This is a genomic window from Pseudomonas gessardii (assembly GCF_001983165.1).
Lineage (GTDB): Bacteria > Pseudomonadota > Gammaproteobacteria > Pseudomonadales > Pseudomonadaceae > Aquipseudomonas > Aquipseudomonas gessardii.
This window is the reverse complement of the sequence record NZ_MNPU01000029.1, coordinates 1-18,716: the sequence shown is the minus strand read 5'-3', so window position 1 is coordinate 18,716 and position 18,716 is coordinate 1. Positions and strand designations below refer to the sequence as shown.

The following is an 18,716-nucleotide window of genomic DNA, read 5'->3' as shown; positions in this document are numbered from 1 at the left end:
TGACTGATACGCTGCCATCGCGGGCAAGCCCGCTCCCACATAAGCCTGTGCCTACAATTGTTTCTGTCGCGCCGTAAACCCTCGCTACACCGGTTCTAAGACTAAGGTCGTCTGGAACCTCTCCCGCAGCCGCATACAGTGGATATGTTCCAATAATAAAAAAGCTGTGCTGCGAGGATAAAAACAATGAACGACAGCATTTACCTCTCGATTCAAAACAGCCCGCGCTTCAAGGAGCTGGTGAAAAAAAGGGAAAGGTTCGCCTGGATTCTCTCGGCGATCATGCTTGGGCTGTACTCTGGATTCATCCTGTTGATCGCCTATGGGCCCCAAGTCCTGGGGGCCAAGATCAGCCCTGAATCATCCATCACCTGGGGAATCCCGATCGGGATCGGGCTGATTGTCTCGGCCTTTGTGCTCACAGGCATCTACGTGCGACGCGCCAATGGCGAATTCGACGACCTGAACAATGCGATTCTCAAGGAGGCTGCGCAATGATCCGTCGTCTATTGGCTGTATTCGGCGCTTCGCTTTTTGCACCTGCCGTTTGGGCGGCGGACGCATTGACCGGTGAAGTGCACAAGCAACCGTTGAACATCGCGGCGATCGTGATGTTTGTCGCCTTCGTCGGTGCAACCTTGTGCATTACCTACTGGGCGTCCAAGCGTAACAACTCGGCGGCCGACTACTATGCCGCTGGCGGCAAGATCACCGGTTTCCAGAACGGCCTGGCGATTGCTGGCGACTACATGTCGGCGGCGTCCTTCCTGGGGATTTCCGCGCTGGTGTTCACCTCCGGCTACGACGGCCTGATCTACTCGATCGGCTTCCTGGTGGGCTGGCCGATCATTCTGTTCCTGATCGCCGAGCGCCTGCGTAACCTGGGCAAATACACCTTTGCCGACGTGGCGTCCTATCGCCTCGGGCAAACCCAGATCCGCAGCCTGTCGGCCTGTGGTTCGCTGGTGGTGGTGGCGTTCTACCTGATCGCGCAGATGGTCGGCGCAGGCAAGCTGATCCAGCTGCTGTTCGGCCTTGATTACCATGTGGCGGTGATCCTGGTGGGGATCCTGATGTGCCTCTATGTGTTGTTCGGCGGCATGCTGGCGACCACCTGGGTACAGATCATCAAAGCCGTGCTGCTGCTGTCCGGTGCTTCGTTCATGGCACTGATGGTGATGAAGCACGTCAACTTCGACTTCAACGTGCTGTTCTCCGAGGCGATCAAGGTTCACCCTAAAGGTGAGGCGATCATGAGCCCCGGCGGCCTGGTGAAAGACCCGATCTCGGCGTTCTCTCTCGGCCTGGCCCTGATGTTCGGTACCGCTGGCCTGCCACACATCCTGATGCGCTTCTTCACCGTGAGTGACGCGAAAGAAGCCCGCAAGAGCGTGCTGTATGCCACAGGCTTTATCGGCTACTTCTATATCCTGACCTTTATCATCGGCTTCGGCGCGATTCTGCTGGTCAGCACCAACCCGGCGTTCAAGGATGCGGCAGGTGCTCTGTTGGGCGGTAACAACATGGCGGCGGTGCACCTGGCCAACGCGGTGGGCGGCAGTATCTTCCTGGGCTTCATCTCGGCCGTGGCGTTTGCCACCATCCTGGCAGTGGTTGCCGGCTTGACCCTGGCGGGTGCTTCGGCGGTGTCCCATGACCTGTATGCCAGCGTGATCAAGAAAGGCAAGGCCAACGAGAAGGATGAGATTCGCGTATCGAAGATCACCACCATCGCCCTGGCAGTCCTGGCGATTGGCTTGGGTATCCTGTTTGAAAGCCAGAACATTGCGTTTATGGTCGGCCTGGCGTTCTCCATTGCCGCCAGCTGTAACTTCCCGGTGCTGCTGCTTTCCATGTACTGGAAAAACCTCACCACCCGTGGCGCGATGATTGGCGGCTGGCTGGGCCTGGTCAGTGCCGTGGGCCTGATGGTCCTTGGCCCGACCATCTGGGTCTCGATCCTGCACCATGAAAAAGCGATCTTCCCGTACGAATACCCGGCGCTGTTCTCGATGATCATTGCGTTCGTGGGTATCTGGTTCTTCTCCATCACCGACAAATCGGCGGCGGCGGTGAAGGAGCGTGCGTTGTACTTCCCGCAGTTTGTGCGTTCGCAGACTGGCCTGGGGGCGAGCGGGGCGGTTAACCACTAAGCTTGTCGCTCAATAAGAAATGCCCCGGTCCAAAGGCCGGGGCATTTTTTTTGATCGTTCCCACGCTCCGCGTGGGAATGCAGCCTTGGACGCTCCGCGTCCCTCAGCCAGGTGACGCGGAGCGTCACGGGAGGCGTTACCACGCGGAGCGTGGGAACGATCAGTCGGCGGTGAAGGAGCGTGCGTTGTACTTCCCGCAGTTTGTGCGTTCGCAGACTGGCCTGGGGGCGAGCGGGGCGGTTAACCACTAAGGTTGATCGTTCCCACGCTCCGCGTGGGAATGCAGCCCCGGACGCTCCGCGTCCCTCAGCCAGGTGACGCGGAGCGTCACGGGAGGCGTTACCACGCGGAGCGTGGGAGCGATCAGTCGGCGGTGAAGGCGCGGGCGTTGTACCTCCCGCAGTTTGTGCGTTCGCAGACTGGCCTGGGGGCGAGTGGGGCGGTCAATCACTAAGGTTGATCGTTCCCACGCTCCGCGTGGGAATGCAGCCTCGGACGCTCCGCGTCCTCAGTCGGCACAAACAACTACGGCCTCCAGAGGAGGCCGTATTCGGTGCAACTAAGCGCTTGACTGCTTACTTGCGGTCTTCCAGCTTGGTAATGTCACGCGACTCGTAGCCGGTGTACAGCTGGCGCGGGCGGCCAATCTTGTACGGGCTGGAGAGCATTTCCTTCCAGTGGGAGATCCAGCCCACGGTCCGCGCCAGGGCGAAGATCACGGTGAACATGCTGGTTGGAATGCCGATCGCCTTGAGGATGATCCCCGAGTAGAAGTCGACGTTCGGGTACAGCGAGCGTTCGATGAAGTACGGGTCGGTCAGCGCGATCTCTTCCAGGCGCATGGCCAGTTCGAGTTGCGGATCGTTGTTGATCCCCAGTTCCTTCAACACTTCGTCGCAGGTCTGCTTCATCACGGTGGCGCGTGGGTCGCGGTTCTTGTAGACCCGGTGACCGAAGCCCATCAGCTTGAACGGATCGTTCTTGTCCTTGGCCTTGGCGATGAACTTGTCGATGTTGGACACATCGCCGATTTCATCGAGCATGGTCAAGACGGCTTCGTTCGCACCGCCGTGGGCAGGGCCCCACAGTGCGGCGATGCCGGCGGCGATACAGGCGAACGGATTGGCGCCCGAGGAGCCTGCCAGGCGCACGGTGGACGTCGAGGCGTTCTGTTCGTGGTCGGCATGGAGGATGAAGATCCGATCCATGGCCTTGGCCAGCACCGGGCTGATCGGTTTGATCTCGCACGGGGTGTTGAACATCATGTGCAGGAAGTTTTCCGCGTACGTCAGGTCGTTGCGCGGGTACATCATGGGTTGGCCCATGGAGTACTTGTAAACCATGGCGGCCAGGGTGGGCATCTTGGCAACCAGGCGGATCGCGGAGATTTCACGATGCTGCGGGTTATTGATGTCCAGGGAGTCGTGATAGAAGGCCGACAGGGCGCCGACGACGCCGCACATGACGGCCATCGGGTGGGCGTCGCGACGGAAGCCGTTGAAGAAGGTCTTCAACTGCTCGTGAACCATGGTGTGGTTCTTCACAGTGCTGACAAACTGGGCTTTTTGCTCGGCTGTTGGCAATTCGCCATTTAGCAGCAGGTAGCAGGTTTCCAGGTAGTCCGATTTCTCGGCCAGTTGTTCGATCGGGTAGCCGCGATGTAGCAAAATGCCATTATCGCCGTCGATATAGGTAATCTTCGACTCGCAAGAGGCGGTCGACATGAAACCTGGGTCGAAAGTAAAACGGCCCGTGGCCGTCAGGCCCCGTACGTCGATAACATCGGGACCAACGGTGCCGGTTAAAATGGGCAGCTCGACGGGGGCTGCGCCCTCGATGATCAACTGCGCTTTTTTGTCAGCCATGTGGCCTCCTATTTATGCTTCAAATCATCAGACAGACCCCCCACGCAGGGCCCGCACCACTATATTGATATAAATCCGAATGTCAATTTGCCTAAAGTCTTGCTCCAGAAGGCTTTAACCGTACTTTTTCCTCGAAATTGCCTGCCGTTTACGCCTTTTATCCCGTCAGCGCAATCAGCTATTAGGGTGAGGAGTGCGCGTTGTCATTAGTAGCCTAACTGTCTATACTCGGCCACCGACCGCCAAGGGCTTTTGGGCTTGCTTTCATTGGGGGTCGCACTCCCTGGGTGGTGCTTACCTGACCAGTGCACTCCCCAACAACTTTGCCCTGATTGTTAGGGGCTCTTCAGTGTGAAAAAAAGCCGTGAATAGCCAACGACCTGTAAACCTAGACCTAAGGACCATCAAACTCCCCATCACCGGCGTTACGTCGTTCCTGCACCGTGTTTCCGGCATCATCCTGTTCCTGGGCCTGGGCATCATGCTTTATGCATTGAGCAAATCCCTGGGTTCCGAGGAAGGATACGCCGAGGTGAAGGCATGCTTGACCAGCCCACTGGCCAAGTTCGTAGCATGGGGCCTCCTGTCCGCTCTGCTGTATCACCTGGTAGCCGGTGTGCGCCACTTGATCATGGACATGGGCATCGGTGAGACGCTGGAAGGCGGCCGCCTGGGCTCGAAAATCATCATCGCCATTTCCGTGGTGCTGATCGTTCTGGCAGGAGTTTGGATATGGTAACCAGCGTTACGAACCTATCGCGTTCGGGCCTCTATGACTGGATGGCACAGCGAGTGTCTGCGGTCGTTCTCGCGGCTTATTTCATTTTCCTGATCGGGTACCTCGTTGCAAACCCTGGCATTGGCTACGCCCAATGGCACGGTCTGTTCTCCCACAACGGGATGCGTATCTTCAGTCTGCTCGCCCTTGTGGCCCTGGGCGCTCACGCCTGGGTCGGCATGTGGACCATCGCGACCGACTACCTGACGCCGATGGCGCTGGGCAAGTCCGCGACTGCAGTACGTTTCCTTTTCCAGGCAGTATGCGGCGTCGCGATGTTCGCTTACTTCGTCTGGGGTGTGCAGATTCTCTGGGGTATCTGATTCATGGCTAACATTCCAACGATTTCTTTTGACGCCATCATTATTGGTGGCGGCGGTGCCGGCATGCGCGCTGCGCTGCAGCTGGCCCAGGGCGGTCACAAGACAGCCGTGATCACCAAGGTGTTCCCGACCCGTTCCCACACCGTCTCGGCCCAGGGCGGCATCACCTGCGCCATCGCGTCTGCCGACCCGAACGATGACTGGCGCTGGCACATGTACGATACCGTCAAGGGTTCCGACTATATCGGTGACCAGGACGCTATCGAATACATGTGTCAGGAAGGCCCGGCTGCGGTGTTCGAGCTGGACCACATGGGTCTGCCGTTCTCCCGCACCGAACAGGGGCGTATCTACCAGCGTCCATTCGGCGGCCAGTCCAAGGACTACGGTAAAGGCGGCCAGGCTGCTCGTACCTGCGCGGCATCCGACCGTACCGGTCACGCCCTGCTGCACACCCTGTATCAGGGCAACCTGAAAGCCGGCACCACGTTCCTGAACGAGTACTACGCTGTTGACCTGGTAAAAAACCAGGACGGCGCATTCGTCGGCGTGATCGCTATTTGCATCGAAACCGGTGAAACCACCTACATTCGCGCCAAGGCTACCGTGCTGGCGACGGGCGGTGCAGGTCGTATCTACGCGTCGACCACCAACGCCCTGATCAACACCGGTGACGGCGTTGGCATGGCCCTGCGTGCAGGCGTGCCGGTACAAGACATCGAAATGTGGCAGTTCCACCCAACCGGCATCGCCGGCGCCGGTGTACTGGTTACAGAAGGTTGCCGTGGTGAAGGCGGTTACCTGATCAACAAGCACGGCGAGCGTTTCATGGAGCGTTATGCTCCGAACGCCAAGGACCTTGCCGGTCGTGACGTGGTTGCCCGTTCGATGGTGAAAGAAATCATCGCCGGCAACGGTTGCGGCCCGAACGGCGACCACGTGATGTTGAAACTCGATCACCTGGGCGAGGAAGTGCTGCACAGCCGCCTGCCAGGTATTTGCGAGCTGTCCAAGACTTTCGCCCACGTTGACCCGGTGGTTGCTCCGGTTCCAGTAGTTCCAACTTGCCACTATATGATGGGCGGCGTGCCGACCAACATTCATGGCCAGGCGATCACCCAGAACGCCGAAGGCGTGGACGAGATCATTCATGGTCTGTTCGCCGTGGGCGAAGTGGCTTGCGTATCGGTTCACGGTGCCAACCGCCTGGGCGGCAACTCGCTGCTCGACCTGGTGGTATTTGGCCGCGCTGCCGGCCTGCACCTGGAAAAGGCGCTGACCGACGGTATCGAATACGATGATGCCACCGACGCCAACATCGAGGCGGCCCTGGCTCGCCTGAACGCGCTGAACGAGCGCACGGATGGCGAAGACGTGGCAACCCTGCGTCGCGAGCTGCAAAGCTGCATGCAGAACTACTTCGGTGTATTCCGTACTGGCGAATACATGCAGAAGGGCATTGCCCAGCTGGCCGACCTGCGCAAGCGGATTGCCAACGTCAAGATCAACGATAAGAGCCAGGCGTTCAACACCGCTCGTATCGAAGCCCTTGAGCTGCAAAACCTGCTGGAAGTGGCTGAAGCGACGGCGATTGCCGCCGAGGTTCGTAAGGAATCCCGTGGCGCTCACGCTCGTGAAGACTTTGAAGATCGCGATGACGAAAACTGGTTGTGCCACACCCTGTACTTCCCGGGTGACAAGCGCGTAACCAAGCGTGCCGTGAACTTCTCGCCGAAGACGGTTCCGACGTTTGAACCGAAGATTCGGACTTACTAAGGGTGGCTGCCATGTTGAAAGTCAGTGTTTATCGCTACAACCCTGATCAGGACGCCGCGCCGTTCATGCAGGAATTTGAGGTCGATACCGGTGGTAAAGACCTGATGGTGCTGGATGTGCTGGCCCTGATCAAAGAGCAGGACGAGGGTTTCTCCTATCGTCGCTCTTGCCGTGAAGGCGTCTGCGGCTCCGACGGCATGAACATCAACGGCAAAAACGGCCTGGCTTGCGTTACGCCGCTGTCGGCCGTGGTCAAGAAGGGCAAGCTCGTTGTCCGTCCGCTGCCAGGTTTGCCGGTTATCCGTGACCTGGTCGTCGATATGAGCATCTTCTACAAGCAATACGAGAAGGTTAAGCCATTCCTGCAGAACGACACGCCGGCTCCGGCCATCGAACGTCTGCAGTCCCCGGAAGAGCGCGAGAAGCTCGACGGTCTGTACGAGTGCATCCTGTGCGCTTGCTGCTCGACCTCTTGCCCGTCCTTCTGGTGGAACCCGGACAAGTTCCTGGGGCCGGCTGCACTGCTGCAAGCCTATCGCTTCCTGGCAGACAGCCGTGACACCAAGACGTCCGAGCGTCTGGCCTCACTGGATGACCCGTTCAGCGTATTCCGCTGCCGCGGGATCATGAACTGCGTCAACGTATGTCCCAAAGGCCTGAACCCGACTAAGGCCATTGGTCATATCCGTAACATGCTGCTGCAAAGCGGCGTGTAAGACGTTGTAGTAAAAGCAGGACCGTTGTGCCCGTAAATGCTACGGCGCAGGCTTCAACCGGCGCCGTAGTTTTAACTTGAGCAGCGACTTACAAAGCCGCAGCTCTTATTTTGAAGAAATGAGACAAGCAGGGGCATTCGGGTTGGTACCCGAACTATCAGCGTGATCCTAAGTGGCTTGTTTTGGTCGCTGCACTTGGCCTTTTGCAAGCAAACTCGGTGTTTTCGCCGGTGGTGTCCCCAAATTGAGGGTGACCAAGCATGCAAGAAAGCGTGATGCAGCGCATGTGGAACAGCAGCACCTTAGACGGTGGTAATGCTGCCTATGTGGAAGAGCTCTATGAGCTCTACCTGCACGACCCTAACGCTGTGCCAGAAGAATGGCGCACCTATTTTCAGAAGTTGCCTTCAGATGGCAACGCTGCAACCGATGTATCGCATGCTGCAATTCGCGATCATTTCGTGCTGCTGGCAAAGAACCAGCGCCGCGCCCAACCGGTTTCCGCCGGGAGCGTGAGCAGTGAGCATGAGAAGAAGCAAGTTGAAGTACTGCGACTGATCCAGGCCTACCGTATGCGTGGCCACCAGGCAGCCCAGCTTGATCCGCTGGGGCTGTGGCAGCGCTCTGCACCTGCAGACCTGTCGATCAATCACTACGGCTTGACCAATGCCGATCTTGATACGACCTTCCGTGCCGGCGACCTGTTCATCGGCAAAGAGGAAGCGAGCCTACGCGAAATTCACGAAGCGTTGCAGCAGACATATTGCCGCACCATTGGCGCTGAGTTCACGCATATCACCGATTCCGAGCAGCGCCACTGGTTCCAGCATCGCCTGGAAGGCGTGCGTGGCCGTCCGGTGCTGTCCGCCGATGTGCGTGGCCACCTGCTTGAGCGCGTGACCGCTGCCGAGGGCCTCGAAAAATATCTGGGCACCAAATACCCGGGCACCAAGCGTTTCGGCCTGGAAGGCGGCGAGAGCCTGATTCCGATGCTCGACGAGTTGATCCAGCGTTCCGGTTCCTACGGCACCAAGGAAGTCGTGATCGGCATGGCTCACCGTGGTCGTCTGAACGTGTTGGTCAACACCTTCGGCAAGAACCCACGTGAACTGTTCGACGAGTTCGAGGGCAAGAAGAAGGTCGAGTTGGGTTCCGGTGACGTTAAATACCACCAGGGCTTCTCGTCCAACGTGATGACCACCGGCGGCGAAGTCCACCTGGCCATGGCATTCAACCCATCCCACCTGGAAATTGTTTCTCCAGTGGTCGAGGGGTCGGTACGTGCTCGCCAGGATCGTCGTAACGACGCCACCGGTGAGAAGGTACTGCCGATTTCCATCCACGGTGACGCGGCATTCGCCGGTCAAGGCGTGGTCCTGGAAACGTTCCAGATGTCGCAGACCCGCGGCTTCAAGACCGGCGGTACCGTCCACATCGTCATCAACAACCAGGTGGGTTTCACCATCAGCAACCCGCTGGACGCACGCTCTACCGAGTACGCGACCGACGTTGCCAAGATGATCCAGGCGCCGATCCTCCATGTGAATGGGGATGATCCGGAAGCCGTATTGTTCGTGACCCAGCTGGCCATTGACTACCGCATGCAGTTCAAGCGCGATGTGGTGATTGACCTGGTCTGCTACCGCCGTCGCGGTCACAACGAAGCGGATGAGCCTAGCGGCACCCAGCCGTTGATGTACCAGCAGATCAGCAAGCAGCGCACCACCCGTGAGCTGTACGCCGAAAGCCTGACCAAGGCCGGCGTGCTGGACGAAGCGCGTGTTCAGGCGAAGATCGATGAATACCGCAACGCCCTGGACAACGGTCTGCATGTAGTAAAAAGCCTGGTCAAAGAGCCGAACAAAGAGCTGTTCGTGGACTGGCGTCCATACCTGGGCCATGCCTGGACTGCACGTCACGACACCTCGTTCGATCTGAAGACCCTGCAGGAACTGTCCGCCAAACTGCTGGAAATCCCGGATGGCTTCGTGGTCCAGCGCCAGGTTGCGAAGATCTACGAAGACCGTCAGAAGATGCAGGCCGGCGGCCTGCCGATCAACTGGGGTTATGCCGAAACCATGGCATACGCGACCCTGGCGTTTGAAGGTCACCCGATCCGCATGACCGGCCAGGACATCGGCCGTGGTACGTTCTCGCACCGTCACGCGGTCTTGCACAACCAGAAAGACGCCAGCACCTACGTACCGCTGCAACACCTGTACGAAGGCCAGCCGCGTTTCGACCTGTACGATTCGTTCCTGTCCGAGGAAGCCGTACTGGCGTTTGAATACGGTTACTCGACCACCACGCCAAACGCGCTGGTGATCTGGGAAGCCCAGTTCGGCGACTTCGCCAACGGTGCCCAGGTGGTGATCGACCAGTTCATCACCAGCGGCGAGCACAAGTGGGGCCGTCTGTGCGGTCTGACCATGTTGCTGCCACACGGTTATGAAGGTCAGGGGCCGGAGCACTCCTCGGCCCGTCTGGAGCGTTACCTGCAATTGTGCGCCGAGCACAATATCCAAGTGTGCGTGCCGACTACCCCGGCCCAGATCTACCACTTGCTGCGTCGCCAGGTGATCCGCCCGCTGCGCAAGCCGCTGGTCGTGCTGACTCCGAAATCGCTGTTGCGTCACAAATTGGCCATCTCGACCCTGGAAGACCTGGCCGACGGTTCGTTCCAGACCGTTATTTCGGAAATCGACACCCTGGACGCCGCCAAGGTCACTCGCCTGATCCTGTGCAGCGGCAAGGTTTACTACGACTTGCTGGAAAAACGTCGTGCCGAAGGCCGCGAAGACATCGCCATCGTGCGTATCGAGCAGCTTTACCCGTTCCCGGAAGACGACCTGATGGAGGCCATTGCGCCTTACACCAACCTCACCCATGTGGTGTGGTGTCAGGAAGAACCGATGAACCAGGGCGCGTGGTACAGCAGCCAGCATCACCTGCGTCGCAGCATCGGCAACCACAACAAGGCCCTGGGCCTGGAGTACGCCGGTCGTGATGCTTCTGCTGCACCTGCATGTGGTTATGCGTCGATGCACGCCGAGCAGCAGGAAAAACTGCTGCAAGATGCGTTCACTGTTTAACGTATTCGCGCTGACTGAAACCGAATTTTAAGGACCGCAGATAATGGCTATCGAAATCAAAACCCCGACATTCCCGGAATCGGTTGCTGATGGCACCGTTGCCACCTGGCACAAGAAACCAGGCGAGGCCGTCAAGCGTGACGAACTGATCGTCGACATCGAAACCGACAAAGTCGTTCTGGAAGTGCTGGCCACCGCTGACGGCGTAGTGGGCGAAATCATCAAGAACGAAGGCGATACTGTCCTGTCCGACGAAGTCCTGGGCACCATCGTTGAGGGCGGTGCTGCCGCTCCGGCCCCAGCTCCAGCGGCCCCTGCTGCTTCGGCTCCGGTTGCCACTCCGGCGGCTGATGCACAAGACCCGATCGCTGCCCCGGCTGCGCGTCAGTTGGCCGAGGAAAACGGCATCAACCTGGCTTCCATCAAGGGCACCGGCAAAGACGGCCGCGTGACCAAGGAAGACGTGGTTGCCGCTATTGAAGCCAAGAAAAACGCGCCGGCTGCCGCGCCTGCCAAGGCTGCTGCCCCGGCGGCCGCTGCGCCTGTATTCGCCGCTGGCGACCGCACCGAGAAGCGCGTGCCGATGACCCGCGTGCGCGCCACCGTGGCCAAGCGCCTGGTTGAAGCACAGTCGAACATGGCCATGCTGACCACGTTCAACGAAGTAGACATGACTGAAGTCATGGCCCTGCGCTCGAAGTACAAGGACCTGTTCGAGAAGTCCCACAACGGCGTGCGCCTGGGCTTCATGTCGTTCTTCGTGAAAGCGGCCACCGAAGCGCTGAAACGCTTCCCGGCAGTCAACGCTTCCATCGACGGCAGCGACATCGTTTACCACGGCTACGCTGACATCGGTGTTGCCGTGTCCAGCGACCGTGGCCTGGTGGTGCCGGTCCTGCGTAACGCCGAGCTGATGAGCCTGGCTGAAATCGAAGGCGGCATCGCCGGCTTCGGCAAGAAAGCCCGTGACGGCAAGCTGACCATCGACGAGATGACCGGTGGTACCTTCACCATCACCAACGGTGGTACCTTCGGTTCGATGATGTCGACCCCGATCGTCAACCCGCCACAGGCCGCGATCCTGGGCATGCACAACATCATCCAGCGTCCGATGGCCATCAACGGCCAGGTCGTGATCCGTCCGATGATGTACCTGGCACTGTCCTACGATCACCGCCTGATCGACGGTAAAGAAGCCGTTACGTTCCTGGTGACCATCAAGAATCTGCTGGAAGACCCGGCTCGCCTGCTCCTGGATATCTGATAGAAGCAGCTTCAAGTTGCGGGCTACAAGCTGTAGGAAAAATCAGCTTGGCTTGCAGCTTGGAGCTAAAAGCTTGTCGCAAATAGAGGATCTATTTTCATGACACAGAAATTTGACGTTGTAGTGATCGGTGCGGGCCCTGGTGGCTACGTGGCCGCCATCAAGGCCGCTCAACTGGGCCTCTCGACTGCTTGCATCGAAAAATACACCGACAAGGAAGGCAAACTGGCCCTGGGCGGTACCTGCCTGAACGTCGGTTGCATTCCTTCCAAGGCGCTGCTGGACAGCTCCTGGAAATTCCACGAAGCCCAGGACGGTTTTGCCATCCACGGCATCAACCACGCTGGCGTGACCATGGATGTGCCAGCCATGGTCGGCCGCAAGGCCAACATCGTCAAAGGCCTGACCTCTGGCGTGGCTACCCTGTTCAAGGCCAATGGCGTCACTTCCCTGCAAGGTCACGGCAAACTGCTGGCCGGCAAGAAAGTTGAAATCACCAAGCCAGACGGTTCGACCGAAATCATCGAAGCCGAGAACGTGATCCTGGCGCCAGGTTCGCGTCCAATCGACATTCCACCGGCTCCAGTCGACCAGAACGTGATCGTTGATTCGACCGGCGCCCTGGAATTCCAATCGGTACCCAAACGCCTGGGCGTGATCGGCGCTGGCGTGATCGGCCTGGAACTGGGTTCGGTCTGGTCCCGCCTGGGTTCGCAAGTGACCGTACTGGAAGCCCTGGACACGTTCCTGCTGGCTGCCGACACCGCCGTGTCCAAAGAAGCGCTGAAAACCCTGACCAAGCAAGGTCTGGATATCAAGCTGGGCGCCCGTGTGACCGGTTCTAAAGTCAACGGCGAAGAAGTGGTCGTGACCTACACCGACAAGGATGGCGAACAGACCATCACCTTCGACAAACTGATCGTTGCCGTTGGTCGCCGTCCAGTGACCACTGATCTGCTGGCAGCTGACAGCGGCGTGACCATCGACGAGCGTGGCTTTGTCCATGTTGACGATCACTGCGCCACCACCGTGCCTGGTGTCTACGCCATTGGTGACGTGGTTCGCGGCATGATGCTGGCGCACAAGGCGTCCGAAGAAGGCATCATGGTGGTTGAGCGCATCAAGGGTCACAAGACCCAGATGAACTACGACCTGATCCCTTCGGTTATCTACACCCACCCAGAAATTGCATGGGTTGGTAAGAACGAACAGCAGTTGAAAGCTGAAGGCGTTGACGTTAACGTCGGCACCTTCCCGTTTGCCGCTTCTGGCCGTGCCATGGCAGCGAACGACACTGGCGGTTTTGTCAAAGTCATCGCTGATGCCAAGACCGACCGCGTACTGGGTGTGCATGTGATTGGCCCAGGCGCAGCAGAGCTGGTTCAGCAGGGCGCTATCGGTATGGAATTCGGCACCAGCGCCGAAGACATCGGCATGATGGTCTTCTCCCATCCGACCCTGTCTGAAGCGCTGCACGAAGCCGCGTTGGCAGTGAATGGCCATGCCATCCACATTGCCAACAAGAAGAAGCGCTAAGCAAGATAATAAGAAACCACGGCGGTTGCCCGTCGTGAGCCTTGTGCGCAAGACTCACCGCGGAATATCCGCTGGACGCAGTCTTGCGCAGCTTTGCCTGTCCTAGGGCGGTGAAGTTGGGCAAGCAGCAGTCACAGGTGGCGCGGCACTCATAATGAGCGTAGCGCCGAATGCGCAGTACCTAACGAAGACGGTAAAAAGCATGAATCTTCACGAGTATCAGGGTAAGCAGCTGTTCGCTGAATACGGCCTGCCAGTTTCCAAGGGTTACGCAGTAGACACCCCGGAAGCAGCAGCAGAAGCTTGCGACAAAATCGGCGGCAGCGAGTGGGTTGTCAAAGCCCAGGTCCACGCTGGTGGTCGCGGTAAAGCGGGCGGCGTTAAGCTGGTTCGCAGCAAAGAAGACGCCAAGGCCTTCGCACAGCAGTGGCTGGGCAAGCGTCTGGTGACTTACCAGACTGACGCCAATGGCCAGCCAGTCACCAAGATCCTGGTTGAATCGTGCACTGATATCGCTAAAGAGTTGTACCTGGGCGCTGTCGTTGACCGTTCGAGCCGTCGCATCGTGTTCATGGCGTCCACCGAAGGTGGCGTGGACATCGAGAAGATCGCTCACGAAACCCCAGAAAAAATCCTGAAGGCCACGATCGACCCACTGGTTGGCGCTCAGCCATTCCAGGGTCGCGAGCTGGCTTTCCAGCTGGGTCTGGAAGGCAAGCAAGTTGCCCAGTTCGCCAAGATCTTCGTAGGCCTGGCCAAACTGTTCCAGGATCACGATCTGGCCCTGCTGGAAGTGAACCCGCTGGTGATCAAGGCTGACGGCGACCTGCATTGCCTCGATGCCAAGATCAACATCGACGCCAACGCCATGTACCGCCAGCCTAAGCTGAAGACTTTCCATGATCCGTCGCAAGACGATCCGCGCGAAGCGCACGCTGCCAAGTTCGAGCTGAACTACGTAGCCCTGGAAGGTAACATCGGTTGCATGGTCAACGGTGCTGGCCTGGCCATGGGTACCATGGACATCGTCAACCTGCATGGCGGCAAGCCAGCCAACTTCCTCGACGTAGGTGGTGGCGCTACCAAGGAACGCGTTACCGAAGCGTTCAAGATCATCCTGTCCGACTCCAACGTCGCTGCAGTACTGGTCAACATCTTCGGCGGCATCGTTCGTTGCGACATGATTGCCGAAGGCATCATCGGTGCAGTGAAAGAAGTCGGCGTGAAAATCCCGGTTGTTGTTCGCCTTGAAGGTAACAACGCTGAACTGGGCGCTAAAGTACTGGCAGAAAGCGGTTTGAACATCATCGCTGCTACCAGCCTGACCGACGCTGCTCAACAAGTTGTCAAAGCTGCGGAGGGCAAATAATGAGCGTCCTGATCAATAAAGACACCAAGGTTATCTGCCAGGGTATTACCGGTTCGCAAGGTAGCTTCCACACCCAGCAAGCCCTCGAATACGGCACCAAGATGGTCGGTGGCGTCACTCCGGGCAAAGGCGGCACCGAGCACCTGGGCCTGCCAGTGTTCAACACCGTGAAAGAAGCGGTTGCTCAAACTGGCGCCACCGCCAGCGTGATCTACGTTCCAGCTCCTTTCTGCAAGGATTCCATCCTGGAAGCGGCATTCGGCGGCATCAAGCTGATCGTGTGCATCACCGAAGGCATTCCTACCCTGGACATGCTGGACGCTAAAGTTAAGTGCGACGAGCTGGGTGTTACCCTGATCGGCCCTAACTGCCCAGGCGTGATCACTCCAGGCGAATGCAAGATCGGCATCATGCCCGGTCACATTCACTTGCCAGGCAAAGTCGGTATCGTTTCCCGTTCCGGCACCCTGACCTACGAAGCTGTGAAGCAGACTACTGACGCCGGTTTCGGTCAGTCGACTTGCGTCGGCATCGGCGGTGACCCGATCCCAGGCTCGAACTTCATCGACATCCTGAAACTGTTCCAGGAAGACCCGAAGACCGAAGCGATCGTGATGATCGGTGAGATCGGCGGTTCGGCTGAAGAAGAAGCGGCTGCCTACATCAAGGCACACGTGACCAAGCCGGTTGTTTCCTACATCGCTGGTGTGACTGCCCCTGCGGGCAAGCGCATGGGCCATGCTGGCGCAATCATCTCTGGCGGCAAGGGCACTGCAGACGAGAAGTTTGCTGCCCTGGAAGACGCAGGCGTGAAAACCGTGCGTTCGCTGGCAGACATCGGCAAGGCTTTGTCCGAGCTGACTGGCTGGGCGATCAAGTAAGCCTCGCGCTTAACTGACGCTTCACCACACAAAGGCCACCTTCGGGTGGCCTTTGTGCGTTCTGGGTATATCCATTTGTTGAAATTGACGCGGTCCATTGTGGGAGCTGGCTTGCCTGCGATTGCATCACCTTGGCTTGCCTGGATCACCGCGCCGTCCGCATCGCAGGCAAGCCAGCTCCCACAGTGGACTGCATTACCAAGTTAAGTATGAAAACGCGACATCAACGTGTCGCTTATCGGACAGCGCGCCCCGCAACAGTGCGTTTGTCAGGCAAATTCGGTACTCTGGCCGCCTCTTTATGCGCCCGCGTCCCAAAAGGAAGCCGCGCGCTAGAACAGTCGGTGCCCATCAGCGCTGGCAGTATTTCCCTCATCCATAGGGAATCCCCCTCTAAATTCCGATTCAGTAGTGTGGTATTTCCTCAAATGAAAGTGTTGAAAGGCCAGGATATCCTGGCGCTGGGCTTTATGACGTTTGCCCTGTTCGTGGGCGCCGGCAACATCATCTTCCCGCCTATCGTTGGTTTGCAGTCCGGGCCGCATGTCTGGATGGCGGCGCTGGGCTTCCTGATCACTGCCGTCGGCCTGCCGGTGGTCACGGTCATCGCCCTGGCCAAGGTCGGCGGTGGCATGGATGCATTGAGCAGCCCTATCGGCAAGATCGCCGGTGGCATCCTGGCTGCGGCGTGCTACCTGGCAGTCGGGCCATTGTTCGCCACCCCGCGTACCGCGACGGTGTCGTTTGAAGTCGGCCTGGCGCCATTAACCGGCGAAAGCCCGCTGGCCCTGTTCCTCTACAGCTCGGTGTACTTCCTGCTGGTGTTCTTCATCTCCCTGTACCCAGGGCGCCTGTTGGATACCGTCGGGCGTTTTCTCGCGCCGCTGAAGATCATTGCGCTGGCGGTGCTGGGCATCGCGGCCTTTGCCCTGCCTGCGGGCGATATTGGCGTCGCCACGCCGGAATACGTCGCCGCGCCGTTCTCCCAGGGCTTTATCAATGGTTACCTGACCATGGATACCCTGGGCGCGCTGGTGTTTGGCATCGTGATCGTCAACGCGATCCGCTCCCGGGGTGTCGAGTCGCCACAGTTGATCACCCGCTACGCCATCATTGCCGGGCTGATTGCCGGCCTGGGCCTGGCATTGGTGTACATCAGCCTGTTCCGCCTCGGTTCGGGCAGCCATGAAGTGGCCGCCGGTGCAGCCAACGGCGCAGCGGTATTGCACGCCTATGTACAACACACCTTTGGTTCCCTGGGCAGCGGCTTCCTTGCGGTGCTGATCTCCCTGGCGTGCCTGGTCACCGCCGTGGGCCTGACCTGTGCCTGCGCCGAGTACTTCAGCCGGGTGTTGCCACTGTCCTACAAGACTCTGGTGGTGATCCTCGCCGCATTCTCGCTGCTGGTGTCCAACCTGGGCCTGACCAAGCTGATCGCGTTCTCGATCCCGGTGCTGACAGCCATCTACCCGCCGTGCATCGTGCTGGTGGCGCTGAGCTTCTGCAAAGACTTCTGGCATGAACATGGCCGTATCCTTGGCCCGGTGATGCTGGTGTCGTTTATCTTTGGCACCATCGACGCCCTCAAGGGCGCGGGCCTGGCGGGCTGGATGCCGGCGCAAATGGCGAACCTGCCGTTGAGCGAGCAAGGCCTGGCCTGGCTGGTGCCTTGCGTGATCACCCTGGTGGCCGCAGTCGTGGTTGACCGTATGCTGGGCAAGCGCAGCGAAGCCATCGCCTAAAGCGAACTGTTGTACGCTGACAACGAAATGCCCCGCCAGGTGCGGGGCATTTTTATGGGCGCTCGGCGGTGTCTTTTTTGGCGGGCTAACGTCGAAGGGGTTATGAGTTTTGCAGATCAGGAACACGGTCAGTGTGGGAGCTGGCTTGCCTGCGATAGCGGTAGATCAGTCGGCCTGATACTGACTGAAGGGACGCCATCGCAGGCAAGCCAGCTCCCACATCGTCCGAGTTAGCCAGCCCTATTGTTTAGAGGACCCGCATGTCGTTCGTCGAAGCCAACCTGATCCACTTGCTTGCCGCGCTGTGGTTCGTCATCTGCTGGGGCGGCTACACCCGCTACGCCAGCTGGAAAGCCCGGGACACGGCCTGCCTGGCCAGTGTGCTGCACCTGTATCGTGAAGACTGGATGCGCCGCATGCTGCTGCGTGACAACCGCATCGCCGATGCCAGTGTGATCGGTAACCTGGAGCGCAATGCGTCCTTCTTCGCCTCCAGCACCTTGATCATTCTCGCCGGTATCCTGACCGTGCTGGGGGCTTCGGAGCGGGCGGTCTCGCTGCTGGCGGACATTCCCATGGTGCAGCAGGCGTCCCAGGGCATGTCGGAGATCAAGCTGTTGTGCCTGGCCCTGGTGTTTGTCTATGCCTTTTTTACCTTCAGTTGGTGCATGCGCCAGTACAACTTTGCGGCGATCCTGGTCGGCTCGGCGCCCATGGTCGGCGAGCGGCATGTCTCCGAGCAGGAGCGCAAGGCCTTTGCCTCCCGGGCCGCGCGGGTGATATCGATGGCCGCCAACCAGTTCAACTTCGGCCTGCGTTCCTATTACTTCGGCATGACCATGCTCGCCTGGTTTGTCAGCCCCTGGCTGTTCATGCTGATGAGCAGCGGGGTGGTGCTGGTGCTGTATCGCCGGGAGTTTCATTCCGATGTGCTGGAAGTCATGGTCTATACCCCGACCGAGGCGCCGTTGCCTGAGGCAAATAAAGAGCCAGCCGCCTGAGTCGATCGTTTATTGCCGCTTAGTCTGGCGACCTGCTGTTTGGCTACGCAAAAAATACCGCCCAAAGTAAAGCCCGCTAATAAGCGGGCTTTCTTTTGGTGCGCCAGGCATGGCGCGTTGCGCGCAAGCGCAACCAGCTTGGCTGTGGTGGCCACGCTGGTGACTGGGAGGTGAAAGTCCTCTACACACCCGGCAAGGGGAAGTGTTAGCCAGAGGCAAG

General features: G+C 58.9%; 14 protein-coding genes and 1 pseudogene. 14 read left to right on the top strand and 1 reads right to left on the bottom strand.

Going from position 1 to position 18,716, the window contains the following annotated elements; genetic code table 11:
- Window positions 1-186: 186 nt before the first annotated feature.
- The 3 genes and pseudogenes from BLL38_RS19095 to BLL38_RS31965 all read left to right on the top strand — a co-directional run.
- Window positions 187-498, top strand: a complete 312-nt coding sequence (locus BLL38_RS19095; protein ID WP_076963919.1) for a DUF485 domain-containing protein — start codon at window positions 187-189, stop codon at window positions 496-498.
- On the top strand, window positions 495-2,153 hold the full coding sequence (locus BLL38_RS19090; protein WP_076963918.1) for a cation acetate symporter: 1,659 nt from the start codon (window positions 495-497) through the stop codon (window positions 2,151-2,153). The genes BLL38_RS19095 and BLL38_RS19090 overlap by 4 nt, the downstream gene beginning before the upstream one ends.
- 164 nt (window positions 2,154-2,317) lie before the next feature.
- Window positions 2,318-2,404, top strand: a pseudogene (locus tag BLL38_RS31965) (hypothetical protein); the annotation flags it as partial.
- Window positions 2,405-2,728: 324 nt separating this feature from the next.
- Here BLL38_RS31965 and gltA read toward each other — a convergent pair.
- Complete coding sequence (gene gltA, locus BLL38_RS19080; protein ID WP_003222994.1) at window positions 2,729-4,018, bottom strand: citrate synthase; 1,290 nt, start codon at window positions 4,016-4,018, stop codon at window positions 2,729-2,731.
- Between the two features lie 364 nt (window positions 4,019-4,382).
- On the opposite strand from gltA, the gene sdhC reads away from it, so the two are divergent.
- The 11 genes from sdhC to BLL38_RS19025 all read left to right on the top strand — a co-directional run bounded on the left by sdhC (window position 4,383) and on the right by BLL38_RS19025 (window position 18,496).
- Entirely contained in the window at window positions 4,383-4,757 is a 375-nt protein-coding gene (gene sdhC / locus BLL38_RS19075) for a succinate dehydrogenase, cytochrome b556 subunit (protein ID WP_003172804.1), read from the top strand.
- Complete coding sequence (sdhD, locus tag BLL38_RS19070; protein ID WP_029292670.1) at window positions 4,751-5,119, top strand: succinate dehydrogenase, hydrophobic membrane anchor protein; 369 nt, start codon at window positions 4,751-4,753, stop codon at window positions 5,117-5,119. The genes sdhC and sdhD overlap by 7 nt, the downstream gene beginning before the upstream one ends.
- A gap of 3 nt (window positions 5,120-5,122) precedes the next feature.
- Window positions 5,123-6,895, top strand: a complete 1,773-nt coding sequence (sdhA, locus tag BLL38_RS19065) for a succinate dehydrogenase flavoprotein subunit (RefSeq protein WP_076963916.1) — start codon at window positions 5,123-5,125, stop codon at window positions 6,893-6,895.
- An 11-nt stretch (window positions 6,896-6,906) separates the two neighbouring features.
- Window positions 6,907-7,611 carry a succinate dehydrogenase iron-sulfur subunit gene (locus BLL38_RS19060; protein ID WP_029292674.1) on the top strand — a complete coding sequence of 235 codons (705 nt, stop codon included), beginning with the start codon at window positions 6,907-6,909 and terminating at the stop codon, window positions 7,609-7,611.
- A 260-nt stretch (window positions 7,612-7,871) separates the two neighbouring features.
- Window positions 7,872-10,703: a 2-oxoglutarate dehydrogenase E1 component gene (locus BLL38_RS19055; RefSeq protein WP_076963915.1), complete on the top strand. Its 2,832-nt coding sequence runs from the start codon at window positions 7,872-7,874 to the stop codon at window positions 10,701-10,703.
- Between the two features lie 43 nt (window positions 10,704-10,746).
- Window positions 10,747-11,967, top strand: a complete 1,221-nt coding sequence (gene odhB / locus BLL38_RS19050) for a 2-oxoglutarate dehydrogenase complex dihydrolipoyllysine-residue succinyltransferase (RefSeq protein WP_076963914.1) — start codon at window positions 10,747-10,749, stop codon at window positions 11,965-11,967.
- A 99-nt stretch (window positions 11,968-12,066) separates the two neighbouring features.
- Window positions 12,067-13,503: a dihydrolipoyl dehydrogenase gene (lpdA, locus tag BLL38_RS19045; protein ID WP_076963913.1), complete on the top strand. Its 1,437-nt coding sequence runs from the start codon at window positions 12,067-12,069 to the stop codon at window positions 13,501-13,503.
- A gap of 202 nt (window positions 13,504-13,705) precedes the next feature.
- Window positions 13,706-14,872: an ADP-forming succinate--CoA ligase subunit beta gene (sucC, locus tag BLL38_RS19040; RefSeq protein WP_003190011.1), complete on the top strand. Its 1,167-nt coding sequence runs from the start codon at window positions 13,706-13,708 to the stop codon at window positions 14,870-14,872.
- Window positions 14,872-15,753: a succinate--CoA ligase subunit alpha gene (sucD, locus tag BLL38_RS19035; protein WP_057438865.1), complete on the top strand. Its 882-nt coding sequence runs from the start codon at window positions 14,872-14,874 to the stop codon at window positions 15,751-15,753. The genes sucC and sucD overlap by 1 nt, the downstream gene beginning before the upstream one ends.
- A gap of 428 nt (window positions 15,754-16,181) precedes the next feature.
- Window positions 16,182-17,495, top strand: a complete 1,314-nt coding sequence (gene brnQ, locus BLL38_RS19030) for a branched-chain amino acid transport system II carrier protein (protein ID WP_076963912.1) — start codon at window positions 16,182-16,184, stop codon at window positions 17,493-17,495.
- A gap of 260 nt (window positions 17,496-17,755) precedes the next feature.
- The gene (locus BLL38_RS19025) at window positions 17,756-18,496 is read left to right on the top strand and encodes a DUF599 domain-containing protein (protein ID WP_076963911.1); all 741 of its coding nucleotides are present in this window, start codon (window positions 17,756-17,758) and stop codon (window positions 18,494-18,496) included.
- The last annotated feature ends 220 nt before the right edge of the window (window positions 18,497-18,716 follow it).